The 23,962-nt window shown below is 72.3% G+C and carries 22 protein-coding genes; 7 read left to right on the top strand and 15 right to left on the bottom strand.

Annotation, left to right across the window (positions count from 1 at the left end; genetic code table 11):
* Window positions 1-6 precede the first annotated feature (6 nt).
* The 4 genes from FHS22_RS18535 (at window position 7) to FHS22_RS39285 (ending at window position 6,155) form a co-directional block, all read left to right on the top strand.
* Entirely contained in the window at window positions 7-531 is a 525-nt protein-coding gene (locus FHS22_RS18535) for a hypothetical protein (RefSeq protein ID WP_221473805.1), read from the top strand.
* A gap of 336 nt (window positions 532-867) precedes the next feature.
* A complete protein-coding gene (locus FHS22_RS18530) occupies window positions 868-2,421 on the top strand; it encodes an alkaline phosphatase D family protein (RefSeq protein WP_184943334.1) in 1,554 nt (517 codons plus the stop codon).
* Between the two features lie 138 nt (window positions 2,422-2,559).
* Window positions 2,560-4,608 carry a methyl-accepting chemotaxis protein gene (locus FHS22_RS18525; RefSeq protein WP_184943332.1) on the top strand — a complete coding sequence of 683 codons (2,049 nt, stop codon included), beginning with the start codon at window positions 2,560-2,562 and terminating at the stop codon, window positions 4,606-4,608.
* Between the two features lie 122 nt (window positions 4,609-4,730).
* On the top strand, window positions 4,731-6,155 hold the full coding sequence (locus FHS22_RS39285) for an ATP-binding protein (protein ID WP_338047808.1): 1,425 nt from the start codon (window positions 4,731-4,733) through the stop codon (window positions 6,153-6,155).
* 12 nt (window positions 6,156-6,167) lie between these two features.
* On the opposite strand, the gene FHS22_RS18515 is transcribed toward FHS22_RS39285, so the two are convergent.
* From FHS22_RS18515 to FHS22_RS18490, 6 genes are all read right to left on the bottom strand, one after another.
* The gene (locus tag FHS22_RS18515) at window positions 6,168-6,860 is read right to left on the bottom strand and encodes a winged helix-turn-helix domain-containing protein (protein WP_184943328.1); all 693 of its coding nucleotides are present in this window, start codon (window positions 6,858-6,860) and stop codon (window positions 6,168-6,170) included.
* Window positions 6,861-7,013: 153 nt separating this feature from the next.
* On the bottom strand, window positions 7,014-8,228 hold the full coding sequence (gene rocD / locus FHS22_RS18510) for an ornithine--oxo-acid transaminase (protein ID WP_184943326.1): 1,215 nt from the start codon (window positions 8,226-8,228) through the stop codon (window positions 7,014-7,016).
* Between the two features lie 46 nt (window positions 8,229-8,274).
* Window positions 8,275-9,069: a dimethylargininase gene (gene ddaH, locus FHS22_RS18505; RefSeq protein ID WP_184943324.1), complete on the bottom strand. Its 795-nt coding sequence runs from the start codon at window positions 9,067-9,069 to the stop codon at window positions 8,275-8,277.
* Between the two features lie 107 nt (window positions 9,070-9,176).
* Window positions 9,177-9,650, bottom strand: coding sequence for an Lrp/AsnC family transcriptional regulator (locus FHS22_RS18500; RefSeq protein ID WP_184943322.1), 474 nt, complete (start codon window positions 9,648-9,650; stop codon window positions 9,177-9,179).
* Window positions 9,651-9,805: 155 nt separating this feature from the next.
* Complete coding sequence (locus FHS22_RS18495; RefSeq protein ID WP_184943320.1) at window positions 9,806-10,519, bottom strand: DUF5941 domain-containing protein; 714 nt, start codon at window positions 10,517-10,519, stop codon at window positions 9,806-9,808.
* Window positions 10,516-12,096, bottom strand: coding sequence for a CDP-alcohol phosphatidyltransferase family protein (locus tag FHS22_RS18490; protein ID WP_184943318.1), 1,581 nt, complete (start codon window positions 12,094-12,096; stop codon window positions 10,516-10,518). Before FHS22_RS18490 ends, FHS22_RS18495 begins: the two co-directional genes overlap by 4 nt.
* Window positions 12,097-12,262: 166 nt before the next feature.
* On the opposite strand from FHS22_RS18490, the gene recO reads away from it, so the two are divergent.
* From recO to FHS22_RS18475, 3 genes are all read left to right on the top strand, one after another.
* Window positions 12,263-13,000, top strand: a complete 738-nt coding sequence (gene recO, locus FHS22_RS18485; RefSeq protein WP_184943316.1) for a DNA repair protein RecO — start codon at window positions 12,263-12,265, stop codon at window positions 12,998-13,000.
* On the top strand, window positions 12,997-13,773 hold the full coding sequence (locus tag FHS22_RS18480; protein WP_184943315.1) for an isoprenyl transferase: 777 nt from the start codon (window positions 12,997-12,999) through the stop codon (window positions 13,771-13,773). The genes recO and FHS22_RS18480 overlap by 4 nt, the downstream gene beginning before the upstream one ends.
* Before the next feature lie 86 nt (window positions 13,774-13,859).
* Window positions 13,860-14,219, top strand: a complete 360-nt coding sequence (locus FHS22_RS18475; protein ID WP_184943314.1) for a cupin domain-containing protein — start codon at window positions 13,860-13,862, stop codon at window positions 14,217-14,219.
* Between the two features lie 57 nt (window positions 14,220-14,276).
* On the opposite strand, the gene FHS22_RS18470 is transcribed toward FHS22_RS18475, so the two are convergent.
* The 9 genes from FHS22_RS18470 to FHS22_RS18430 form a co-directional block, all read right to left on the bottom strand.
* On the bottom strand, window positions 14,277-14,825 hold the full coding sequence (locus FHS22_RS18470; protein WP_184943313.1) for a CGNR zinc finger domain-containing protein: 549 nt from the start codon (window positions 14,823-14,825) through the stop codon (window positions 14,277-14,279).
* A 183-nt stretch (window positions 14,826-15,008) separates the two neighbouring features.
* Window positions 15,009-15,395, bottom strand: a complete 387-nt coding sequence (locus FHS22_RS18465) for a Fur family transcriptional regulator (protein WP_184943312.1) — start codon at window positions 15,393-15,395, stop codon at window positions 15,009-15,011.
* Window positions 15,392-16,225 carry a metal ABC transporter permease gene (locus tag FHS22_RS18460; RefSeq protein WP_184943311.1) on the bottom strand — a complete coding sequence of 278 codons (834 nt, stop codon included), beginning with the start codon at window positions 16,223-16,225 and terminating at the stop codon, window positions 15,392-15,394. The genes FHS22_RS18465 and FHS22_RS18460 overlap by 4 nt, the downstream gene beginning before the upstream one ends.
* Before the next feature lie 64 nt (window positions 16,226-16,289).
* Entirely contained in the window at window positions 16,290-17,042 is a 753-nt protein-coding gene (locus FHS22_RS18455) for a metal ABC transporter ATP-binding protein (RefSeq protein ID WP_184943593.1), read from the bottom strand.
* Between the two features lie 35 nt (window positions 17,043-17,077).
* On the bottom strand, window positions 17,078-18,010 hold the full coding sequence (locus FHS22_RS18450) for a metal ABC transporter substrate-binding protein (RefSeq protein WP_260408065.1): 933 nt from the start codon (window positions 18,008-18,010) through the stop codon (window positions 17,078-17,080).
* A 256-nt stretch (window positions 18,011-18,266) separates the two neighbouring features.
* Window positions 18,267-19,097 (bottom strand): formate dehydrogenase accessory sulfurtransferase FdhD, encoded by an 831-nt coding sequence (gene fdhD / locus FHS22_RS18445; protein ID WP_184943310.1) that lies wholly within the window; start codon window positions 19,095-19,097, stop codon window positions 18,267-18,269.
* A 54-nt stretch (window positions 19,098-19,151) separates the two neighbouring features.
* Entirely contained in the window at window positions 19,152-20,024 is an 873-nt protein-coding gene (locus FHS22_RS18440; RefSeq protein ID WP_184943309.1) for a 2Fe-2S iron-sulfur cluster-binding protein, read from the bottom strand.
* 115 nt (window positions 20,025-20,139) lie between these two features.
* The gene (locus FHS22_RS18435; RefSeq protein ID WP_184943308.1) at window positions 20,140-22,029 is read right to left on the bottom strand and encodes an NAD(P)H-dependent oxidoreductase subunit E; all 1,890 of its coding nucleotides are present in this window, start codon (window positions 22,027-22,029) and stop codon (window positions 20,140-20,142) included.
* A 4-nt stretch (window positions 22,030-22,033) separates the two neighbouring features.
* Window positions 22,034-23,959, bottom strand: a complete 1,926-nt coding sequence (locus tag FHS22_RS18430; protein WP_184943306.1) for a molybdopterin oxidoreductase family protein — start codon at window positions 23,957-23,959, stop codon at window positions 22,034-22,036.
* Window positions 23,960-23,962: the final 3 nt, after the last annotated feature.

Here is a 23,962-nt window from a genome sequence, read left to right as displayed (position 1 = left end):
CGCAGCATGCACGACATCGGGATGGCGATCTGGTTCGGCGGCTCGCTGATGGGGGCCGTCGGCCTGAACGGCGCATCTTCCAAGGTCAGTGACAGGCGCGAGCGTACGCGGGTGGCGAACGCGGGATGGGACCGGTGGACGCCGGTCAACCTGGCGGGCATCGCCATGCACCTCGTCGGTGCGACGGGCCTGCTGATGGCCAACAAGGGGCGCGTCGCCCGCCAGCGCGGTGTGGGATCCAGCTCCATGCTCAAACTGGCGCTGACCACCGCGGCGCTGGCCGCCACCGCCTACAGCAGGAAGCTCGGCGCCACGCTCGAGCAGGCGGGCGAGGTCCCGGCCGAGGGCGGCGTGAAACCGGGAGAGGACACCCCCGCCGAGGTCGCGAAGGCGCAGCGGCAGCTGCGCGTCATGCAGTGGGTCGTCCCCGGCGCCACCGGGGCGCTCGTCGCCGTGACCTCTCTCCACGGGGAGCAGCAGCGCCCCACCGAGGTGCTGGGGGGCGTGCTGAGCGGAGTCTTCTCCCGGTAGACCGCGCCGGACCGGGTCTTCCGGGCGGGGCGGGTGCGAGTCCGTGCCCGTCCCGTCCGGAACCGCCCGGTCGGTCCCCGTCGTATCCGGGCGGCGGGAGCCCGCGTGTCGCCCGGCCGTTCGTGACGGTCCCCGATGCCCGGCGCGGTCGCCGGGGCGTCCCACCGGGATCCGGTGAGGATGGATATCCCTCTTGTGCTGATGTTTATCCTTTTCTAGGCATAGCTGATGATCCGTTGTTATCGGGTGGGATGACCGGGCACCGGAACGGGGCGTGCCGGTACGGCGGGCCCGCTGGAAGGGCTCCGCCGGCCTGGAGTGTCTGGGAGGGTGAACGTGCCGGAACTTGTCGTCGGGCCGCTGCTGCGTTATGTCGACGAGCGGAGCGCCTCGGTCTGGGTGGAGACCAGCGAGCCGTGCGAGGTGACGGTCGAGGCCGGGGAGACGCGGGCGAGCGCGCGGACCTTCACCGTGCACGGCCACCACTACGCGATCGTGGACCTGGCCGGCGGCGGAGCCTACGAGGTCCGTCTCGGCTCCGAGCGCGTCTGGCCGCTGCCGGACCATCCGCCCAGCCGGATCCGGCTGCTCGGCCCGGACGGCCCCCGGAAGGTGATGTTCGGCTCCTGCCGGACCAGCGTGCCGCACGACGTGGTCCACACGATCTCGCACGGGGTCGACGTGCTGCGCGCGTACGGCTGCCGCATGATGGAGGCCCCCGAGCAGGACTGGCCCGACCTGCTGCTGCTGCTCGGCGACCAGGTCTACGCCGACGAGCCCTCCGCCGAGATGCTGGAGTTCATCAAGAACCGCAGGGACGACGAGCCGAAGACCGAGATCGCCGACTTCGAGGAGTACGCCGAGCTGTACCGGGTGGCCTGGACCGACCCGGAGATCCGCTGGCTGCTCTCCACCGTGCCCACCGGAATGATCTTCGATGACCACGACCTCCGCGACGACTGGAACACCTCCTCCGACTGGCGCGCGAAGATGGCCCAGGTGGAGTGGTGGCCGCGCCGGGTGGTCGCCGGGCTCGGGGCCTACTGGATCTACCAGCACCTGGGCAACCTGTCGCCGGCCGAGCGCGACGCCGACGGCCTGCTCGGCAAGCTGTGCGCCGCCGAGGGCGACGGGGCCGAGATCCTCGACACCTTCGCCGCGCACGCCGACGCCGTCCCCGCCGACAGCCGGTGGAGCTACGCCCGCGACCTGGGCACCACCCGCCTGATCATGCTCGACTCGCGGTGCGCGCGGCAGCTCACCCCGGGGGACCGGCGGATGCTCGACCCCGTGGAGTGGGAGTGGCTCACCGGGCAGCTGGCGGGGGAGGGCGTCGAGCGCTTCGTGATCGGCACCTCGGTGCCGTTCCTGCTCCCGGCCGGCATCCACCACGTGCAGAACTGGAACGAGGCGCTGGCCCAGGGCGCCTGGGGCCCGCGGATCGCCCGCTGGTCGGAGTGGCTGCGCCAGACCTTCGACCTGGAGCACTGGTCGGCCTTCCGCCGCTCCTTCGAGGACCTGTCCCGGCTGCTGGCCCGGACCGGCAAGCCCGTGATCATCCTCTCCGGGGACATCCACTACTCGTATGCCGCGAAGGCCAGGAAGCACCCGATCTACCAGCTCGTCTGCTCGCCCATCCGCAACCCGCTGAGCCGTGTCCTCCGGCTCGCCAACATCGTCGCCCAGTTCGGCGTCGCCACCCTGATCGGCGGCCTGCTGGCCCGCCTGGCGAAGATCCCGCGCCCCCCGGTCAAGTGGCGGATCACCGACGGCCCCTGGTTCTCCAACGCCATCGCCACCCTGTCGCTGGACGGCCCGGTCTCCGTGCGCTGGGAGACCGCCAGCACCACCGAGGTCATGGAGGTCGCCACCGTGGAACTGCCGGTCTAAGGAGCCGGTCCCCCGGCGGAAGCACCGGCGGAGTCACTTCCGTCAACGGGATCACGGCACGGCGGGGTCCGCAGACAGGGTTTCTCCGCAGGCAGGGCTTCTCCTCAGGATCGGCGTGCGAGGGTCGATGGAGTCGCCGTGAAACTCAGTCGCCTCAGAGCCGGATCCCCTCTGGCGGGGCTCGTCGTCGTCGCAGTCGTCGCGCTCGGTTTCGTGGCCCAGCGACAGGTCGCGGTCACCGCGTTCGACCGCGTCGAGGCCGACCAGATGGCCCAGAACGCGCAGCGGATACGCATCGCGCTGGACTACGAGATCCGCCTGCTCGGCGACTACGGGGCGACCAACTCGATCTGGGACAGTTCCTTCGCGGATGTGCGTGAGGCCGACGGAGCCGCCTTCGAGGCGGATTTCCCGCCGGGTGACATCCAGCGCATCTACGGTGTGGACGGTGTCGTCGGCACCGGACCGGACGGCACCGTACGGGTCGGAGGGCTGGCCGGGACCGGGGCGGGGTTCGCCCCGCTCCCGGCCGACCTGGCCCGGCCCGAGTCGTTGCGGAGGCTCTTCGACATCGGCGCCGACCCGGGGTCGGCCCGCTGCGGCGTCGTCCCGACGTCCGGCACGCCGTTCCTGTACTGCGGCTTCGCCAGCCATCCCGGTGGCAGCGGCGCCGAGCCCGCGGGCGGTCTCATCTACTTCAAGGCCCTCAGCGAGGATCGCCTCGCCGCACTCGGCGAGCAGATCGGCCTGCCGGTGGAACGGGTGAGCGAGGCCCGGACGGCGGGCGGGCGCCCTCTCACGCTCTCCAGCCGGCTGGGCGAGCTGAAGGTCGTCACGAAGGCCCTCGACGAGGACCGCATCGGGATGACCGTCGCCCTGCCCGCCGTCGAGGGAGAGCCGATCCTGATCGAGGCGGTACGCGACCGCCCGATCCACGAGACGGCGACGACGGCGCTGCGCGACATGTTCCTGATGACCGCGATCGCGGCGGCACTCCTGTTCGCGGCGGTGATCCTGCTGGTGCGCCGGGGGATCCGGCGGCAGGTCGGGCCGCTCCGGCGTACCGCCGAGGCCGTCATCGCCTCGGGGGACCGCACCCTGCGCGTGCGGTCCGGCGACGGCGGCGAGATCGGCGCGCTGGGACGGGCCATCGACACCATGCTCGATGCGATGGCCGCGCAGGACGCGGAGCTGGAGCAGGCCAACGTCGCGCGGGAGGAGCAGCTGCGCGTCACCTACGCCGAGCGCCAGCTCAGCGAGCAGCAGGCCCGCCAGCGAGCCCAGGAGATGATCAACGGCAGCGTCTCGAACATCCTGGACGAGCTCCAGGTGGTCGTCGACAAGACCGACGAACTGCGTGGTACGGCCGACACCATCGACGAGCGCGTCAGCGTGACCGACACCATCACCCACCGCGTCGTCGAGCAGGCGCGCCGGGCCAACGACACCGTCGAGCAGCTCGAGCTGAGCCTGCACAAGGTGGAGGGGATCGCCCACATCATCTCGAGCGTGGCCATGCAGACCAACCTGCTCGCGCTCAACGCCACCATCGAGGCGGTTCACGCGGGTGAGGCGGGCAAGGGGTTCAGCGTCGTGGCCAACGAGGTGAAGGAGCTGGCCACGACGACGACCCGGTCGACCGACGAGATCACCGCCATCATCCGGTCGCTGGAGCAGAACGCCACCGCCATGGCGGTGGCGCTCACCGAGATGACCAGTGGCGTCGGCACCCTCGACGAGGCCACCGCGCAGGTCGGCGTCATCACCCGGCAGCAGCACTCCAGCGTCGATCTGCTCAGGGAGTATCTGGACCGGGCGATCCGCCGGATCTCGACCATGGCGGACCTGGCCACCCAGCTCGAACGGCGCAGCTTCCCGCGCGCGGCGATCGGCGACGCCACCTGGATCCGCTCGGCCGGCCGCAGCCACCCCGTCCAGCTGCTCGACCTGAGCGCCTCGGGGGCGCACTGCTCCACCGGCCGGGACGCCCCGCTGAAGCACGGCGACCTCGTCGAGATCGACATCCCGCTGCGGGGCGAGGACGTCCTGACGCTGGGCGCCGAGATCGTCCACCACAGGAGGGGCGGTGACGGCGCAGAGATCCGCCTGCACTTCACCGAGGTCTCGCAGGCCGCGGCGAGCCGGATCAACAAGTACGTCATAGGGGTGCTCAGCGAGCAGAACTGACCGCCGCGGGAAACCCGCCGAGGCCGGGGAGGCCGGACCGCCGCGGACCTCGCCGCCGGAAAGGTTACTCTCGTTGATGGAAGTATCAGTGAAGTTACTAACATCAATGAGAGCATGCCGTGGTGGAGTTCGTCGGACGCGAGCGGGAGCTCGCCCTGCTGCATGACCATCTGGACGCGGTGCGTGCGGAGACAGGGAAGAGCCGTCCCGGGCGATGCCTGGTCATGCGCGGCCGTCGGAGGGTGGGGAAATCGCGGCTGGTCGAGGAGTTCGTGCGGTCGGCCGGTGCCCCGGTGCTCTACTACACCGCGGGCGGGGTCCGGCTGGAGCAGGAGCTGGAGCAGTTCCGCAAGGACGCCTTCCTCTCGGGGGCGCCGGAATGGGAGTTGCTGGCCAAGACGCCCCTGAGCAGCTGGGACGGCGCCTTCCACCTCCTCGGTCAGGTGCTCCCCGACGACCGGGCGTCCATCGTGGTGATCGACGAGGTCCCCTACCTCGCCCAGGGCGATCCGGGCTTCGAGGGGACCCTGCAGCGAGCCTGGGACCGCTACTTCGAGCAGAAGCCGGTCCTGCTGATCCTCATCGGCTCGGACCTCTCCGTGATGGAGGCGCTCACCGGCTACGGCCGGCCGTTCTACCAGCGCGGACGGGAGATGAAGCTCGGCCCGCTCGCCCCCGGTGAGGTCGGCCGGATGCTCGGCCTCCCTCCCGCGGAGACGTTCGACGCCTGGCTGGTGACCGGCGGCCTCCCGCTGATCTGCGCGGAATGGGGGAGCGGAGAAGGGTTGTGGGACTTTCTGGGGCGTGCCCTGACCGACCCCACCTCCCCGCTGCTCGTCTCCGCGGAGCGCTCGCTCGCCGCGGAGTTCCCCAAGCAGGCGATCGCCAAGGACGTCCTCGGTGTCATCGGGTCCGGCGAGCGGACCTTCGCCAACATCTCCAGGGCATCGGGAGGGCTCGCCGCCGCGACGGCGACCCGCTCGCTGGACCTGCTCGTCACCAAGCGGGTCGTGGCCGCCGAACTCCCGCTGAGCACCCGCCCCTCCAAGGACCGGCGCTACCGGATCGCCGACCCCTACCTGCGGTTCTGGACGCGTTTCCTGGAGCCCGGGCTGCCGCTGCTGGAGCGCGGGCGCTCCGACGTGGTGCTCCGCCGCATCCGCGAGGGCTGGACGTCCTGGCGGGGACGCGCGGTGGAGCCGGTGATCCGCGAGGCCCTGTCACGGCTCCTGCCCGACGACCTCTTCCCCGACGTCGTGGAGGTCGGCTCCTTCTGGACCCGGACGAACGACGTGGAGATCGACATCATCGGCGCCGACCGCGAGCCGATCGCCAAGCGCCTGTTCTTCTCCGGCTCCATCAAGTGGCTGGAGGACCGCCCGTTCGACAACCACGACCTCGTCGAACTGGCCAGGGCGCAGGGAGCCGTACCGGGAGGAGGCGACCTGCCGATGATCGCCGTTTCGAGGGCCGGAGTCACCACAGGCGGCCTGGCTGCGGCTTACGGCCCGGAAGACCTCATCAGCGCATGGGCGCCTACTGAGTGAGAAAGCTGGTGGTTATGCCGGATCGGAGAGCACGAGTCCGGTCTCGGCGATGAACCCATCCAGCAGGTCGGGCCGGTACTGCAGAGGTTTGAGCCGGCTCCTGATCAGTGCGGTGAGCTGGTCGATGCCGTTCACGGTGAAGTTGAGCAGCCTGGTGCGCAGGTTGGACCAGATGCCCTCGGCCGGGTTGAGATCGGGTGCGTACGGCGGCAGCCGGTAGACCAGCAGCCAGTCGTCCTGGGCGTCGATCCAGGTGACGATCTCTTCGTCGCGCCGGGCGGCCCGATGCGCCGGTACCTGGAACGACCAGCCGAGCCGCTGGAGCAGGTAGGCCACCCCGCGTGGAGTGTAGGTACGGTGGAACCTGGCGGCGATCAGTACGGCGACGCGGGCGCTGGTCCAGCGCTGCTCGTCCCAGCCGTGTGCGCGGGCCCCCTGCTCCAGGAACACCTCCAGCCGGTCCAGCCGCTCCTCGGTGAGCTTGCAGCCGCTCCCGGCGGCGCCCTTGGAGGCCAGGGCGGCCGTGCCGCCGTGCTTCCACAGTGCGTGCCACTCGTAGACGGATTTGCGGGTGACGCCCAGCAGACGAGCGACCCGCGGTGGCGGGATCTTCCCGGCGAACATGTCCGCGGCCCGGAACCGCAGCGCCTCGCGCCGATCCCGTTCCGGTGCGGACAGTCCTCCGCTTCTGTCGGGGTACCTCATATCTCCAGGCTGCCACCAGGACCAACGGTCGTTATCGGGCACCCGTCCCCAGGTCACGCCCACATTTCTAGATCAGTACGCGAATGCGCAGGGCGGTTTCCCGCGTGAGTGAGGCTGCGGCCGCATCCTGCGGCGTGGGCCGTATCGGGAAGGTCAGCCGGCGAGCTCCCCGACCGCCTCGGCGAGCTGGTCGACGGCCCACAGGAGGTCCTCCTCGGAGACGACGATCGGCGGGGCGAGGCGGATCGTGGAGCCGTGGGTGTCCTTGGCCAGGACCCCGCGGGCCATCAGGGCCTCGGAGACCTCGCGGCCGGTCGCGATGGACGGGTCGATGTCGATGCCCGCCCACAGGCCGCGCCCGCGCACCGCCACCACACCGCTCCGGCCCACCAGGCCGCGCAGCCGCTCGTGCAGGACGCCGCCGAGCTCCCTGGCCCTGGCCTGGTACTCCCCGGTCCTGAGGATCTCGATGACCGCGCACGCCACCGCGCAGGCGAGCGGGTTGCCGCCGAAGGTGGAGCCGTGCTGGCCCGGCCTGATCACGCCGAGCACGTCCTGGTCCGCCGCGATCGCCGAGACCGGGACGACGCCGCCGCCCAGGGCCTTGCCCAGCACGTAGACGTCGGGCACGACGCCCTCGTGCTCGCAGGCGAAGGTCTCGCCGGTACGGCCGAGGCCGGACTGGATCTCGTCGGCGATCATCAGCACGTTGTTCTCGGTGCAGATCTCGCGGATCTGCCGGAGGTAGCCGTCCGGTGGCACCAGCACGCCCGCCTCGCCCTGGATGGGCTCGACCATGACCGCGACCGTGTCGGCGTCGACCGCCTCGCGGACCGCCTCCGCCGAGCCGTACTTCACGATCCGGAAGCCCGGCGTGTAGGGGCCGTAGTCGTCGCGGGCGTCGGGGTCGGTGGAGAAGCTCACGATCGTCGTGGTGCGGCCGTGGAAGTTGTCCTCCATGACGACGATGTTCGCCTGGTCGCGGGCGACGCCCTTGACCTGGTAGCCCCACTTGCGGGCCACCTTGATGGCGGTCTCGACGGCCTCGGCGCCGGTGTTCATCGGCAGGACCATGTCCTTGCCGGTCAGGTCGGCCAGGCCCGCGGCGAAGGCCGCGAACCGGTCGTGGAAGAAGGCGCGGCTGGTGAGGGTGAGTCTGTCGAGCTGCTCCCGGGCCGCCTCGATGATCTTCGCGTTGCCGTGGCCGAAGTTCAGCGAGGAGTAGCCGGACAGGCAGTCGAGGTACCGCCTGCCCTCGACGTCGACGACCCAGGCGCCCTGGGCCTCGCGGATCACGACGGGGAGCGGGTGGTAGTTGTGCGCGCTGCGGCGCTCACTGAGCTCGATGAGCTCGGCCGTGCTGGTCATCCGGATATCACCGTTTTCCTCTGGTTCGAAATCCTGTCCACCCGGCTTATCCCCGGATCTCCAGCGTGCAGCACTTCGGGCCGCCGCCCGCCTTGCGCAGCTCGGAGAGCTCGACCGGGACGACCTCGAAGCCGCGCCGCTTGAGCTCCAGCTGCAGGCCGGACGCCTCGGCGCTGATCACCACGCTGGTGCCGTCGCTGACCGCGTTCAGGCCCAGGACGGCCGCGTCGTCGGCGTCGGCGATGACGGCGTCGGGGAACAGGTGACGCAGGACCTCCCGGCTCCCCGCGGAGAAGGCGCCGGGGAAGTAGGCCACGTTCCGGCCGTCCAGCGGGAACAGCGCGGTGTCCAGGTGGTAGAAGCGCGGGTCCACCAGGCGCAGCGTCACCACCGGGCGGCCGAGGAACTCCTGGGCCTCGGCGTGCGCGGCGACGTCGGTGCGGAAACCGGTCCCGGCCAGCACGACGTGGTCGAGGGTGAGGAAGTCGCCCTCGCCCTCGTTGACGGAGGCCGCCGCGTGCACCCGGTCGTAGCCGTTGTCGGTGAACCACCTCAGGTACGCCGGGCCCTCGGCCGCCCGCTCGGGGTGGGCGAAGCGCGCGCCGTACACCCGGCCGCCGACGACCAGCGCGCCGTTGGCGGCGAAGACCATGTCGGGCAGGCCCTCCAGCGGGTCGATCAGGCTCACCCGGTGGCCGAGCCCCTCGTAGGCGCTCTTCAGCCCTTCCCACTGCCGGATCGCCACCTCGCGGTCGGCGCCGGCCCCGGGATCCATCCACGGATTGATCGCGTACTCCACCGCGAAGTGGTCGGGCCGACACATGAGGTAGTGCCTCGTCATACAGAACCCCGCAAGGACGTCGTGGTGGGAACGGCAACAGCCTAGGAACGGGGTTCACGCAGGCCAATAGCCCGATCTTGCGTGTCGGCGCGGGCCTGTTGCGTGTCTCAGAGAGCGAACGGCGATTCGTTGCGCGAGGTGATCAGCGGGGCCTCGATCAGCCGGGAGAGCACGATGGAGCTCTTGGTCCGCACCACGAACGGCTCCGCCACGATGCGCTCGATCACCTGCTCCACGTGGCGCACGTCCGTCGCCCTGATGTGCAGCAGCGCGTCGGCCTCGCCGGTGATGGTGCAGGCCGAGACCACCTCGGGGTGGCGGGCCACCGCCAGTCCGATCTCCGCGGGGGAGGTGCGGCCCGCGCAGAACAGCTCCACGTACGCCTCGGTGGTCCAGCCGAGGGCGGCGGGCTCCACCCTCGCGGTGAACCCGGTGATCGCCCCAGTCTCGCGCAGGCGGTCCACCCGCCGCTTCACCGCCGACGCCGACAGGCCCACCCGCTGCCCGATCTCGGCGTAGGTGGCGCGGGCGTCCTCGACGAGCGCCCCGATGATGTCTCGGTCCAGCCGGTCCAACTCCACGTTGCTTTGTAACACAGCTCCCCGCCGCGGCGGGGGTGCGGCGGAGGGCCGCGACGGGGCACCGGGACGGGGGCACGACCGGGGGCACGGGGCCCGGGCACGGCGAAGGGCCGCGGCGGTGCGCCACGGCCCTTCGCGTCGTCGTACGGCCCGCGTCAGGTCGGCTCGGCCTCGCCGGTCGCCTGCTCCAGGGCCTCCTCCGGAGAGGCCTCGAGGTCGGCCTCGGCGGAGGCCTTGACCGCCGCCGACTCCTTGTCCAGGCGGACCCAGCTGGTCACGCTCTCCACCGCGAACAGCACGCCCAGGTAGAGCGTGAGCACCGCCAGCACCCAGGTCAGCACGTCCAGCGCGGCACCCGCACCGATGATCAGCAGCCGGAGCTCCCAGCCCAGACCGGCCCGGAACACCCAGTCGGGCGGCCAGATGCTCTGCCGGGTCCGGTAGACCGTGTCGTAGGTGTGGTAGCCGACCACGTAGATCAGCACGAAGACCAGCCACTTGGGCGCCTCGGCGGCCAGGCCGACCAGGATCATGACGAGGAACTCGGTGCCCCGGATCAGCGGCGGCACCAGCCAGTCGAGCTTGCCCAGGTGGTCGCGGGCCGCGGTGGGCAGCACCAGCGCCACCATGACCAGGGCCGGGACGAGCAGGACCGGTCCTTCGCCGAGCAGCCCGGCCACCGCCATGGCGACGATGGCGAGCAGCGCGGCGAGGGCGGCCGGCACCGGGGGCAGGCCCGGCCCCACCCTGCGGCGGAGCAGGGTGACCAGCGGGCCGTCGTCGCGGTAGGCGAGCAGGCGTGCGGTCTGCACGCGGAGCCGCTCCTCGTAGGGATCCGGAGCGGGAGTGGCCTGCGGCTGGGTGATCATGCGAGCGACCTCATCAGACGTCCGGTGAGCGAGTAGGCGGCGCCGACGCCGCCCCAGATGATCAGCGTCAGGAAGGTGACGCGGGCGTCGAAGAAGGCGCCGGCGATGGCGATGACGGCGAAGCGCTCGCCGATCGGGAAGACGATCATCTTGCGGGCCCAGTGCATGGCGCGGTACTTGCCCGCCTTGCTCCACATCTTCAGCAGGCTGCGGATGGTGCCGCCGCTGCGGGCGACCTTGCGCTCCTCCAGGGCCGCGCGGAGCGGGGTGTCGGGACTGATCGAGAGCGGGATGCCGGGCAGCGGCGACGGCGGCTTGCGCCGGTTGGCCGCGCCGAAGGAGAAGTCCAGCAGGTGTTTGATGGACTGCGCGCCGAGCGCGATCAGCGCCAGCGTCCAGACGTCGCCGACGCCCGATACGGCCGCGCCGACCGCCAGGCCGGCGAAGACCACGTACTCCTTGAACCGGTCGAAGGTGGCGTCCAGCCAGGCGCCGAGCACCCCGAACTTGCGGGCGTAGCGCGCGACCTGGCCGTCCACGCAGTCGAACACGAACGCGAAGTAGATCAGGATGCCGCCCGCGACCATGCCGGCGCGCGCGCCGGTGGCGAAGCACAGCGCGGACGCCACGCCCAGGGCGATCGAGATCAGCGTGACCTGGTTGGGCGTGAGTCCGCGCCGGGCCGCCCAGCGGGCGATGAAGCGCGAGTAGGTGCTGACGAAGTAGGTGGTGAAGAAGCCGTCGGCGCCCTTGACCGCGTTGTTCAGCCGGGCCCGGTCCTCGTCGAAGGCGGACATCTCCGCGACGAACTGCTCGGCCTCGGCCTGCGTGGCCACTCGGCGGTAGAACAGGTCGCGGCGGCCGCGGATGCCGACCGAGACGCCGCGCCGTACCAGGCCGAGGACCAGGAGCTGGAGCAGGTCGTCCTCGGGACCGAACAGGTGGGCCATCTCGGCCAGCTCGCGGGCGGCCTCGGCGAGCGTGGGCGCGTGCCTGACGTGCAGGTGCAGCGGGCCGAGCAGGACGGCGTTGGGCCGGGTCACGGCGTGGTAGGCCGAGCCGACCGAGATCACCCGGGACTTGGCGGCGCGCGCCCGGACCGGGAGGCCCTCCAGGGTGCGGTCGCCGATCTCGGGCTGGGCCTCGTCGATGGGGACGTCCGGGACGATGGCGTCGCCGTTCTCGTCCTCCTCCCGGGGCTCCTTGGTGATCAGCGCGAGCGCGCCGCGCTTCGACTTGGTGATCTGGTAGATCAGCTCGTCGTGGATCAGCGAGTTGGCCGGGAGGATCAGCAGATTCTCCGTGGCGCGCTCGGCGGCCTCGGCCACGGCGCGCAGGTCGGCCGCGAGATCGGAGGTCTCCACGAGCGTGCCCGGGAATCCCCGGTAGGCGGCGGCGTCGCCGGAGCGGGCGATCGTCACCGGCGCCGGGTCGAGCGAGGCGAGCTGGCCGTGCAGCTTGCCGATCACCGTCGGACAGCCGGGAAGCGCGGGCAGAGTCAGCGCGGCGGGCGGCGCGGACTGGCCGGAGGCGGCATCAGGGCCGGGCGATGAGCCCAGCAGGACCACGCGGGGCATGGCACCCTTTCGTGCGGGGGTGGATCCGGGTTGAACATGGCGGGGATGGCGCCAGAGGTCAAAGTTTAGTGAGTTCCAGGTGAACAGCACGCATCCGTGGTGGTTCCGTGCCGCCCGGCCGCGCTTCGAGGCCTTCCACGTGGGGCTCCCGGCTAAACTGGGGAAAGTGAGTCTGTACCGTGACGAGGGCGTCGTCTTGCGCACCCACAAGCTGGGAGAGGCCGACCGCATCGTCACCGTCCTCACCAAGCGGACGGGGAAGATCCGGGGCGTCGCCAAGGGCGTGCGGCGGACCACCTCGCGCTTCGGCGCCCGGCTGGAGCCGTTCACCCACGTCGACCTCCAGTTGCACACCGGCCGCACGCTGGACGTGGTCACCCAGGCGGAGACCATCCGCCCGTACGGCGAGGCGCTCGTGGCCGACTACCCGCGCTACACCGCGGGCAGCGCGATGCTGGAGACCGCCGACCGGCTGATCATGGGGGAGAAGGAGCCCGCGCTCCGCCAGTTCCTGCTGCTCGTCGGAGGGCTGCGGGCGCTGGCCGCCGCCGAGCACGAGGCCAGGCTGGTGCTCGACGCCTACTTCCTGCGCTCGCTGGCCGTGGCCGGGTACGCCCCCGCGCTCCAGGCGTGCGCCCGGTGCCAGGCCACGGCCGTGCGGGCGTTCGCCATCGTGGCCGGCGGCATGGTCTGCGGGAACTGCCGTCCCGCGGGCGCCGCCGTACCCGAGGGGGAGACCCTCGCGCTGATGCTGGCGCTGCTCAAGGGCGACTGGCCCGCCGCCGACGCCTCACTCGCCCGGCACCGCACCGAGTGCAGCGGCCTGGTCGCCGCCTATCTGCAGTGGCACCTGGAACACGGCATACGCTCTCTCCGACACGTAGAAAGGGAGCCCGCCACGTGAACGTCCGCCCGCCCGCCCCGCACCCCTCCGGCGCCGTCCCGCCGCCGATCCCGCGCGACCTCGTGCCCCGGCACGTGGCGATCGTGATGGACGGCAACGGCCGGTGGGCCAAGCAGCGCGGCCTGCCGCGCACCGAGGGGCACAAGGCGGGTGAGGCCTCGCTCTTCGACGTGATCGAGGGCGCGATCGAGCTGGGCATCCCCTACCTGTCGGCCTACGCCTTCTCCACCGAGAACTGGAAGCGCTCCCCCGACGAGGTCCGCTTCCTGATGGGGTTCAACCGCGACGTCATCCGCCGCCGCCGCGACCAGTTGCACGCGATGGGCGTGCGGGTCCGCTGGGCCGGCCGTCCCGGGAGGCTGTGGAAGAGCGTGATCTCCGAGCTCCAGGACGCCGAGGAGATGACCGAGGGCAACTCCACGCTGACCCTGCAGTTCTGCGTCAACTACGGCGGTCGCGCCGAGATCGTCGACGCCGCGCTCCGGCTGGCCGAGGACATCGCCGCCGGGCGGGTCAAGCCGGGCCGGGTCAAGGAGGAGACCTTCGCCCGCTACCTGGACGAGCCGCAGATCCCGGACGTGGACCTGTTCGTGCGCTCCTCCGGGGAGCAACGCACCTCCAACTTCCTGATCTGGCAGACGGCCTACGCCGAGATGGTCTTCCTCAACCGGCTCTGGCCCGACTTCGACCGCCGCGATCTGTGGGAGGCGTGCGAGACCTACGCCAAACGCGACCGGAGGTACGGCGGAGCCGTCCCCAACCAGGTCGGCTAGCCCTCCCGGACGGCCTTCGCCGCAGGTCGCCGCCTTGTGGCCGCCATGTGCCGGTGCGACACTGAAGCTGACGAAGGGGGAACGTCATGATCGAAGTCAAGAGCATCGACAAGCCGGACGAGCGCCGGGACTTCCCGAAGGGGCACCTGGAGGTGTGCAACCTGACCGGGCTGAGTTTCGGCGCCGCCACCTTCGAGCCCGGCTGGCGCTGGTCGGAGTCGGTCAAACCGATCGTCGGCACGGACTTGTGCGAGGTCGACCACAACGCGTTCGTCATGCAGGGCCGGCTCCACATCCGGATGGGCGACGGCACGGAGACGGAGGTGGGGCCCGGCGAGGTCTTCGTCTGCCCGGCCGGGCACGACGCCTGGGTCATCGGCGACGAGCAGGTCGTGATCTACGAGTTCTCGGGCGGCGCCGCGGACTACGCCAAGGCGAAGGAGTAGCGGCAGCGCCCCGGTCCGCCGCCTGACGGGCCGGGCCGCCCGGTCCCGCCGCCCGGCTCAGGCGCGGCGGCGGGCGCGGTAGGCGGCCACGTGCATGCGGTTGCCGCAGGTACGGCTGTCGCAGTAGACCCGCGACCGGTTGCGGGACTCGTCGACGAAGACGCGCTCGCAGTCGGGCGCCGAGCAGGTGCGCAGGCGCTCCCACTCGCCCTCGACGAGCAGGTGGGCCAGGGCCACGCCGAGATCGGCCGACAGGTGCTCGCCGAGGGAGGCTCCCGGGGCGAAGTAGTGCACGTGCAGGGGATGGCCGTCGTGCTCGGTCAGGCGCGGGGTGATGCGGGTCCGGCTCAGCAGGGTGTTCAGCCGGATGACCGCGGTGGCCTGGTCCGGGGCGGTGAAGACCTTGTGGAAGGCCTCGCGCAGGGTGCGGACCTGTGCGAGGTCCTCGGCGCCGAGGTCCTCGACGCCGCTCACCTGCCACCGCTGCACGAACTCGCAGAGTTGCGCCAGGTCGCCCAGCCCGTCTTCCCCTCCGGTGGCGGGTGAGGTGTTGACCAGGTCGACGGCGGTGGCGAGTGAGTGCACCATGTCATGTCCGAATGGCATGTTGACTCCTGTTATATGCGGTCGCGGGCGCGGCGGCGCGCGTACGGTGACGCGTCGTCCCGGAAGCGTATCTCTCCAGAGCCCCGCGGGAGTTTGCCGTGACCGGACATCGCCGTATCGGTCGCGTCACCGTCTGCGATCCCCGCCGCCCGCGTCCGTGCCGTCCGTACGGCTCCCGCCCGGTCAGCCCGCCTTCGCCGCCGAGCAGGACGAGCAGGTGCCGAACACCTCGACCGTGTGGGTGATCTCGGTGAAGCCGTGCTCGGTGCCGACCGCCTCCGCCCAGCGCTCCACCGCGGGCCCGGCCACCTCCACGGTCCGGCCGCACCGCCGGCAGACCAGGTGGTGGTGGTGGTGCACGCTGGCGCACGCCCGGTAGACCGACTCGCCGTCGTCGGTGCGCAGCACGTCCACCTGGCCGTTGTCGGCCAGCGTCTGGAGTGCCCGGTAGACCGTGGTCAGGCCGATCTTGGCGCCCTCGGCGCGCATCTCGGCGTAGACGTCCTGCGCGCTGCGGAAGCCCTCGCTCTGGCGGAGGATCTCATGGACGGCATCGCGTCTGTTGCTCATTGACGGGACTCCTGGGGTCGGTTCCGGCGTACGAATCTACCGAGCCCGAGGGCCAGGGCGAACCCTCCCAGCGCGACGAGCACGATGAGGGCGCCCGGCGGCGCCTCGACGTAGAACGACGAGGTGAGGCCGCCCACCGTGGCGACCGTCCCGAAGAGCATGGCCAGGAGTATCGTACTGCGGAAGCCCCGGGTGAGCTGCTGGCCGGTCGCCACCGGGATGACCATGAGGGCGCTGACGAGCAGCAGCCCGACCACCCGCATGGCGACGACCACGGTCAGCGCGGCGGTGACCGCGATCAGCAGGCTGAGGAAGCGCACCGGCAGACCGCTCGCCCTGGCGACCTCCTCGTCCTGGCAGAGCACGAACAGCTCCCGGCCGAAGACGGTCACCACGAGGAGCACGGCCACCGCGAGCAGGGCGATCACCAGGACGTCCTGGGCCGTGACGCTGCTGATCGAGCCGAACAGGTAGGACATGAGGGTGGCGTTGCTCCCCCCGGGGGCGAGCGAGATGAGCAGCACGCCGCCGGCGATGCCGCCGTAGAACAGCAGCGCGAGCGCCACGTCGCCGCTGGTCCTGCCGCGCGCGCGGACCAGCTCGATGGCGACGGCGCCGAGCACCGCGACCAGCACGGCGGTCAGCACGGGGGCGGTGCCGGTCAGGAAGCCGAGCGCCACGCCGGTCAGCGCGATGTGCCCGATGCCGTCGCCCAGCAGGGCCAGGCGGCGCTGGACGATGAAGGTGCCGATGGCCGGGGCGGCCAGGCCGACGAGGAACGCGGCGACCAGCGCCCGCTGCATGAAGTCGTACTGGAGCAGGTCGATCACGGGGCCGCCTCCGGGGCGGGCGGGTGGGGGCGCGGGGTGAGGGCGGCCCCCCTGGCGTCGGCGGTCACGAGGTGGGTCTCCAGTCGAGCGTGCCCGCGGGTCGCTCCTCGGCGTGCGGGTGCACGTGGTCGTGGCCGGGCAGCGCGTGCGCGCCGACCGCCTTGGGCGGGGGGCCGTCGTGGCAGACGCAGCCGTCCTGCAGGACCACGGCGCGGGTGATCAGCGGCTCCAGCGGGCCGAGTTCGTGGGCGACCAGGACGACCGTCCTGCCCTGATCGACGAGGCCGGTCAGGGTGTCGGCCAGCAACTGCTGGCTGGCGGCGTCCACGCCCGCGGTCGGCTCGTCCATGACGAAGGTGTCGGGCTCGCCGGCCAGGGCGCGGGCGATCAGCACCCGCTGCTGCTGCCCGCCGGACAGCGCCTGGACCGGGTCCCCGGCGCGGTCGGCCAGGCCGACCGCCTCCAGGGCGCGGGTGGTCGCGGCGGCGTCGGCCGCGCCGGTCAGGCGGAACCGGCTCTGCCGGGAGATCCGCCCGGAGGCGACGACCTCGCGGATGGTGGCCGGCACTCCGCCGCCCACCGAGAGCCGCTGGGGAACGTAGCCGATCCGCCACCACTCCCGGAAGCGCGCGGGCGGGCGGCCGTACAGGAGGGTGGAGCCCCCGGACAGGGGGATCAGGCCGAGCAGGGCGCGGACGAGCGTGGACTTGCCCGACCCGTTCGCGCCGAGCACGGCCACCACCTCGCCGGAGCGGACGGTCAGGTCGATGCCGCGCAGCACCGGGCGGCGGTCCAGGCTGACCTGGCCGCCGCGCATGGCGAACGCTTCTTCTCTGTCTGTCACAGGTGCCTTTACGAGCAGCTCAGGGCCGCCTTGAGGGTCGTGAGGTTCTGGCGCATGGCCGACAGGTAGTCGCCGGTGGCGGGCCGGCTCTCGATCGGGTCGAGAACCGCCGTCGTGGCGCCGACCTCCTGGGCGAGAACCTCGGCGACCTTCGGGCTGACGAGGGTCTCGGTGAAAATCGTAGTCACTTTTTCCCGCTTGGCCACTTCGGACACTTCGGCCAGGCGCGCGGGGGAGGGCTCGGTGTCGGGGTCGACGCTGATGCCGATCTGGTGGAGCTTGTAGCGGTCGGCCAGGTAGCCGAAGGCCTCGTGGCTGGTGACCATGGCGTCGGAGGCGCAGTTCGCCAGGCCCTCGGCCAGCTCCTTGTCGAGGGCGGTCAGGTCCGCGGCGGTCTGCGCGGCGCGGTCCTTGTACCCCTGGGCGTGGGCGGGGTCGGCGGCGGCCAGTTTCTCGCCGAGCCTGGTCGCGACGGTGGCGAAGCGGCTCGGGTCGAGCCAGAGGTGCGGGTCGTAGGAGACCCCGTGCTCGTCGCCGTGCCCGCCCGCCTCCTCCTCGTGCCCGTGCCCCTCCCCGGCGGGGATGGTGGTGACGGCGGTGGCCGCGTCGAAGCCCCGGTCGGCGGCGTGCTGTTCGACGGCCTCGTCCACGGCGGGCTGCACGCCCTTGATGTAGACCACCAGGGATGTCTGCTCCAGCTCGGCGACCGTCTGCGGTGAGAGTTCCAGATCGTGCGGCTCGACGCCGGGCTTGGTCAGCCCGGTGACGGCGGCGTCGGACCCGCCCACCCGCTCGGCCAGCCACTGCAGCGGGTAGAAGGCGGCGGCGATCTCCGGAGCGCCTCCCCCGGAGCCGCCGGACGCGGCCGAGCCTTCAGCTCCGGTGCCGCAGGCGGCGGCGGTGAGAAGCGTGGCTCCGGCGAGCAGACCGGTGACGCGCATACGGATACGTCGGGAGGAGTCGGACATCATGCGTCCAGTATGCGCGCCGATGAAAATGGTTGTCAAAATCGGCTGCGGAGGGGCCGGAGGCGAGGGGGCGATTCGCCGTCCGGTCCCCCGCCGCCGTGCCGGGACGCGGTCGCCGCCGCGACGCGGTCCCCTCACCGGCGTTCAGGGAGAGGCGGGCCGATCCGCCCGCCTCCGAGGGAAGCCGGGTGCGGTCCCGGGCGGGGTCCCCGGACGCACGCCAGACGGGCTAGATGGCCGCGCCGATCCGGTCCTCCCTGCTGTAGACGTTCATCGAGGCGCCCCGGACGAACCCGGCGAGGGTCAGGCCCGCCTCCGCGGCGAGCTCCACGGCCAGCGAGGAGGGAGCCGAGACGGCGGCGAGCACCGGGATCCCGGCCATCACCGCCTTCTGGACGAGCTCGAACGAGGCGCGCCCGGAGACCATCAGCACGCCGGAGGCCAGCGGCAGCCGGCCGTCGCGCACCGCCCAGCCCACCAGCTTGTCCACCGCGTTGTGGCGGCCCACGTCCTCCCGCACGCACAGCGGGGTCCCGTCCGGGGCGAACAGGCCCGCGGCGTGCAGGCCGCCGGTCCGGTCGAACACCCGCTGGGCCGCGCGGAGCCGGTCGGGCAGGGCCGCGATCACCTCGGCCGGCACCCGGACCGGGTCGCCGTCCACCCGCCACGTGGCGACCGTGCGGACCGCGTCGAGGGAGGCCTTCCCGCAGACCCCGCAGGAGGAGGTCGTGTAGAAGTTGCGCTCCAGCGACGCGGGCGGCGGCGCGGTCCCGGCGGCCAGGGTGACGTCGAGCACGTTGTAGGTGTTGCGGCCGTCCGCGGTCGCGCCCGCGCAGTAGCGGATCGCGGTGATCTCCTCCGCGGAGGAGATCACCCCCTCGCCGACGAGGAACCCGGCGGCCAGGTCGAAGTCGTCGCCGGGGGTGCGCATCGTGACCGTGAGCGGCCGGCCGCCGAGCCGGATCTCCAGCGGCTCCTCGGCGGCCAGCGCGTCGACCTTGCGGGTGGCCGTGGAGTCCCGCAACCGCAGGACCCGGCGCCTGACCGTGACCCTACCCATCGCACGGCCTACCCATCGCACGGCCTGCCCGTCGCACTGCCGCCCGTCGCGCGGCTACCCATCGGACGGCCCCACGTTCTGGACGTGCTGGTAGCCGAAACGGCCCTTGATGCAGAGGTTGCCGCGGGTGACCGGGTTGTCGTGCGGCGAGCTCACCTTGACGATCCGGTTGTCCTGCACGTGCAGGGTCAGGTTGCAGCCGACCCCGCAGTAGCTGCAGATCGTCGTCGTCTGCGTCTGCCGCGGCTCGTCCCACTCGCCCGCCGCGCGCATGTCGAACTCACTCTTGAACGACAGCGCCCCGGTGGGGCAGACCTCCACGCAGTTGCCGCAGTAGACGCACGCCGAGTCGGTCAGCGGGGCGTCGTGCTCGGTGGAGATCACCGCGTCGAAGCCCCGCCCGGCGACCGCGATGGCGAAGGTGTTCTGCCACTGCTCCCCGCAGGCGTCGACGCACTTGTAGCACAGGATGCACTTGGCGTAGTCGCGCACGTAGAGGTCGTTGTCGACCTTGGGCGGCTGCGCGACCGTGGCCGCCTCCGGGCCGAAGCGGTCCGGCCGCGCGCCGTACTCGCCGATCCACTCGGCGGCGCGCGGTGTCGTGGACAGGTCGGTGGAGGAGGCCAGAAGCTCCAGGACGACCTTGCGGCTGTGCCGGGCGCGCTCGGTCGCGGTGCCCACCACCATGCCCGGCTCGGCCCTGCGGGAGCAGGCGGGGGCGAGCGTGCGGGAGCCCTCGACCTCCACCACGCAGACCCGGCAGGCGTTCTTGGGGGTGAGGGTGTCGCCGTGGCAGAGGGTGGGGATGTCCTTGCCCGCCGCGGCGCAGGCGTCCAGGACGGTCGCCCCCTCGGGTACGCGGACCTCCTGTCCGTCGACGGTCATCTCGATCAGCCGCCGGGGCGGCTGCAGGGGAACGGCGCTCATCGGCTGCCTCCAGCGTGTGGCCCCCGGCCTCCGCGCCGGGGAGGGACGGAGAAGCGGCCCGCCGCGCCGGGGATCCGCCCGGCGGCCGCCGTGCCGGCGTTCCCTCCGGGGGCGGTCATGCCGGCGACCCTTCCCGGGGGGAGAAGACGCCCAGGCGGTCGATGGCGGACTCGACCGCGTTCCACGCGGTCTGGCCGAGCCCGCAGATCGAGGCGTCGCGCATGGCCTGGCCGACCTCCCTCAGCAGCGCGAGGTCGCCTGCGGCGTCCCCCGGGGCGGGCCTGAGGCTGAGCCGGTGCAGCGCCTCCTCCTGGCGTACGGTGCCCACCCGGCAGGGCACGCACTGCCCGCACGACTCGTCGCGGAAGAACCCGGCGATGCGGAGCAGGATCCCGGCCAGGTCGACGCTCTCGTCGAGCGCGAGCACCACGCCCGAGCCCAGCGTCGCCCCGATCGCGCGGGTGCCCTCGAAGGTGAGCGGCACGTCCAGCTCGCCGGGGCGGACGAAGGCGCCCGCGGCCCCGCCCAGCAGCACCGCCCGGAGCGTCCCGGTCGTGCCTCCGGCCAGGCCGAGCAGGTCGCGCAGGGTGGCGCCGAACGGCACCTCGTAGACGCCCGGCCGGGCGACGGCGCCCGAGACGCAGAAGAGCTTGGGGCCGGTCGAACCCGCGGTGCCGGTCGCGGCGTAGGCGCCGGCGCCGGCGAGCAGGATGGGCGGCACGTTGACCAGGGTCTCGACGTTGTTGACCACCGTCGGCTTGCCGAACAGCCCCTTCTCCACGGGGAAGGGCGGCTTGCTGCGCGGCTCGCCGCGGTAGCCCTCGATCGAGTTGAAGATCGCCGTCTCCTCGCCGCAGATGTAGGCGCCCGCGCCGCGCCGGAGCTCGATGTCGAAGGCGTATCCCTGGCCCATGACGTCGTCGCCGAGCAGGCCGCGCGAACGGGCCGCGGCGATGGCGTGGGACATGCGGCGGACGGCGCGGGGGTACTCGCCGCGGATGTAGAGGTAGCCCCGGTGGCAGCCGGTCGCGTAACCCGCGATGGTCATCGCCTCGACCAGGGCGTACGGGTCGCCCTCCATGATCACGCGGTCCTTGAACGTGCCGGGCTCGCTCTCGTCGGCGTTGCAGACCAGGTAGTGGGGGTGGTCGGGCCGGCCGGCGGCCGCCTCCCACTTGCGCCCGGTGGGGAACGCCGCCCCGCCCCGGCCGACCAGGCCCGAGTCGAGCACCTCGCGGACGACCCCGGCCGGGCCGAGCGCGAAGGCCCGGCGCAGCGCCGCGTAGCCGCCCTCGGCGCGGTAGTCGTCGAGGCTCGCCGGATCGACCCTCCCCACCCGGCGCAGCAGGACCAGCCCGTCCCGGCCCGCCTGGGGCACGGCGTGCTCGGCCGGGGGCTCCGGCCGCTCGGTGAGGTCCACGCCGGGAGGACCGGCCGGGGCGTCGTCCGCCGCGCCCGGACCGGGACGCCCCGCCGCCTCCCGGTCCGGTGCCATCGGGCCGTACACGGCGGCCTTCGGCACCTCGCCCGCCTCCAGGGCGAGCGCTGCCGGGGCCCGCTCGCACAGGCCGAGGCAGGGGCTGGGCCGCCAGGACGCGCCGGGCGGTCCCAGGGCCTCCGCCACGCCGCGCCGTACGGCCTCCGCCCCGCGCGCCCGGCAGGCCAGGTCGGTGCAGACGTGCAGGACCCGGGTGGGGCGCGGCTTCAGGGAGAACAACGAGTAGAACGTCGCCACGCCGTACGCCTCGGCGGGCGGCACGGTCAGACGGCGGCAGACGTAGTCGAGCGCCCCCTGGCTGATCCACCCGATCCGGTCGTTGACCGCGTGCAGCGCGGGGAGCAGGAGATCGCGGCGGTCGCGGGCCTCGTGGCCGCCCGAGGCGAACCGCAGGTCCTCCTCGGTGCGGGCGCCGCCCTCCCAGCCGCTCGGGGGAGGGCCGAGGACGGCGTCGACCGCCGCCCGCTCCTCCGCCGACGGTTCGGCGTCGCGGAACCGGAGGTCCATGCCCTCACCCGGCCTTCGCGGGCACGAGCCTGTCGACGCGGACGGCGGCCGCCTTGAACTCGGCGGTGCCCGCGATCGGGCAGGTCGCCTCGATGGTCAGGGAGTTGGTGTCGACCTCGTCGGGGAAGTGCATGGTCATGAAGACCAGCCCGGGGCGCAGGCCGGGGTCGACGAAGACCGGGGCGACCACCGAGCCCCGCCGGGAGGTGATCCTGACCTCCTCGCCCGGGACCACGCCGAGCCGCGCGGCGTCCTCGGGGGAGAGCTCGACGGTCTCGCCCCGGCGCAGCGGGGAGGCGAAGCCGGAGGACTGCACGCCGGTGTTGTAGGAGTCGAGACGCCGGCCGGTGGTCAGCCGGAGCGGGTAGTCGTCGTCGAGCAGGTCGACCGGGGGGGAGTGCCGCAGGATCGCGAAGGGCGCGGCCCTGCCGCGCCTGGCGGGGTCGGTCTCCCAGAGCCGCCCGTGCAGGAAGGGGGGCTCCAGGGAGTCCTCGGACGGGCAGGGCCACTGGATGCCCTGCAGGTCGGCCAGGCGCCGGTAGGTCATTCCGGCGTGCGCGGGCGACAACCGCCGCAGTTCGTCCCAGACCTCCTCGGCGCCGTCGTAGTGCCAGTCGTGGCCGAGACGGCGGGCGAGCTCGCAGAGGATCACGATGTCGTCACGGGCCTCGCCCGGCGGCTCGATCGCCTTGCGCACCCGCTGCACCCTGCGCTCGCTGTTGGTGAAGGTGCCCTCGCTCTCGCACCAGGCCGCGCCGGCGGGCAGGACCACGTCGGCCATCAGGGCGGTCTTGGTGAGGAAGATGTCCTGCACGACCAGGTGGTCGAGCATGCCCAGCCGTTTGACGCAGTTGAGGGAGTCGGCCTCGGACTGCACGGGGTTCTCCCCGACGATGTAGCAGGTGGTGACCTTCCCCTCGCCCATCGCCTCCAGCATCTCGGTGAGGTTGAGGCCGTAGCGTGGCTGGAGGGGGGCCTGCCACGCCTGCTCGAACCGGGCCCGGACGGCCGGTTCGAGGATGTCCTGGAAGCCGGGGAGCCGGTTGGGGATGGCGCCCATGTCGCCGCCCCCCTGCACGTTGTTCTGCCCGCGCAGCGGGGACAGGCCCGAGCCGTAGCGCCCGACGTGGCCGGTGAGCAGGGCCAGGTTGATGAGCGCGCGCACGTTGTCGGTGGCGTTGTGGTGCTCGGTGATCCCGAGCGTCCAGCACAGCTGGGCGCGGTCGGCCCGGGCGTAGGCGTGCGCGAGCTCCCGGATCGCGCCGGCGGGCACCCCGGTGACCTGTTCGGCCGCCTGCAGGGTCCACGGCTCGACCGAGGCGGCGAACTCCGCGAAGCCCTCGGTGGCGCGCTCGACGAACGCGGTGTTGTGCAGCCCGGCGTGGACGATCTCCCGGGCGACCGCGTGGGCGAGCGGGATGTCGGTGCCGACGTTCAGCCCCAGCCAGCGGTCGGCCCACCGGGCCGTGCCCGTGCGCCGGGGGTCGACCGCGAACATCCTGGCGCCTTTCCTGATCCCCTTCAGCACGTGCTGGAAGAAGATCGGGTGGGCGTCGCGGGCCGCCGACCCCCACATCACGATCACGTCGGTGTCCTCGACCTCCTGGTAGGAGGAGGTGCCGCCGCCGCTGCCGAAGACCGCCGACAGGCCGGCCACGCTCGGCGCGTGGCAGGTGCGGTTGCAGGAGTCGACGTTGTTGGTGCCCACGACGACCCTGGCGAACTTCTGGGCCACGTAGTTCATCTCGTTGGTGGAACGGGCGCACGACAACATGGCGAAGGCGTCGGGCCCGTGCCGGGCGGCGTTCCTGCGGAACCCCTCCGCGGCCCGGTCCAGCGCCTCCTCCCAGCCGGCGCGGCGGAGCACGCCGTCCTCCCGGACGAGGGGGTGGGTGAGCCGGTCGTAGCGCTCGGCGCGCCTTCTCTTCATCGA

Source organism: Thiemannella venezuelensis (genome assembly GCF_014203605.1).
GTDB lineage: Bacteria > Actinomycetota > Actinomycetes > Streptosporangiales > Streptosporangiaceae > Planomonospora_A > Planomonospora_A venezuelensis.
This window is presented reverse-complemented; position numbering and strand designations above follow the sequence as displayed.

What these genes read in the sequence shown, in the direction of transcription:
- FHS22_RS18535 (WP_221473805.1), top strand. Translation starts at nt 7, where the DNA reads ATGCACGACATCGGGATGGCGATCTGGTTCGGCGGCTCGCTGATGGGG.
- FHS22_RS18515 (WP_184943328.1), bottom strand. Translation starts at nt 6,860, where the DNA reads ATGAGGTACCCCGACAGAAGCGGAGGACTGTCCGCACCGGAACGGGAT.
- rocD (WP_184943326.1), bottom strand. Translation starts at nt 8,228, where the DNA reads ATGACCAGCACGGCCGAGCTCATCGAGCTCAGTGAGCGCCGCAGCGCG.
- ddaH (WP_184943324.1), bottom strand. Translation starts at nt 9,069, where the DNA reads ATGACGAGGCACTACCTCATGTGTCGGCCCGACCACTTCGCGGTGGAG.
- FHS22_RS18495 (WP_184943320.1), bottom strand. Translation starts at nt 10,519, where the DNA reads ATGATCACCCAGCCGCAGGCCACTCCCGCTCCGGATCCCTACGAGGAG.
- FHS22_RS18490 (WP_184943318.1), bottom strand. Translation starts at nt 12,096, where the DNA reads ATGCCCCGCGTGGTCCTGCTGGGCTCATCGCCCGGCCCTGATGCCGCC.
- FHS22_RS18475 (WP_184943314.1), top strand. Translation starts at nt 13,860, where the DNA reads ATGATCGAAGTCAAGAGCATCGACAAGCCGGACGAGCGCCGGGACTTC.
- FHS22_RS18470 (WP_184943313.1), bottom strand. Translation starts at nt 14,825, where the DNA reads ATGCCATTCGGACATGACATGGTGCACTCACTCGCCACCGCCGTCGAC.
- FHS22_RS18465 (WP_184943312.1), bottom strand. Translation starts at nt 15,395, where the DNA reads ATGAGCAACAGACGCGATGCCGTCCATGAGATCCTCCGCCAGAGCGAG.
- FHS22_RS18455 (WP_184943593.1), bottom strand. Translation starts at nt 17,042, where the DNA reads ATGCGCGGCGGCCAGGTCAGCCTGGACCGCCGCCCGGTGCTGCGCGGC.
- FHS22_RS18450 (WP_260408065.1), bottom strand. Translation starts at nt 18,010, where the DNA reads ATGCGCGTCACCGGTCTGCTCGCCGGAGCCACGCTTCTCACCGCCGCC.
- fdhD (WP_184943310.1), bottom strand. Translation starts at nt 19,097, where the DNA reads ATGGGTAGGGTCACGGTCAGGCGCCGGGTCCTGCGGTTGCGGGACTCC.
- FHS22_RS18440 (WP_184943309.1), bottom strand. Translation starts at nt 20,024, where the DNA reads ATGAGCGCCGTTCCCCTGCAGCCGCCCCGGCGGCTGATCGAGATGACC.
- FHS22_RS18435 (WP_184943308.1), bottom strand. Translation starts at nt 22,029, where the DNA reads ATGGACCTCCGGTTCCGCGACGCCGAACCGTCGGCGGAGGAGCGGGCG.
- FHS22_RS18430 (WP_184943306.1), bottom strand. Translation starts at nt 23,959, where the DNA reads ATGAAGAGAAGGCGCGCCGAGCGCTACGACCGGCTCACCCACCCCCTC.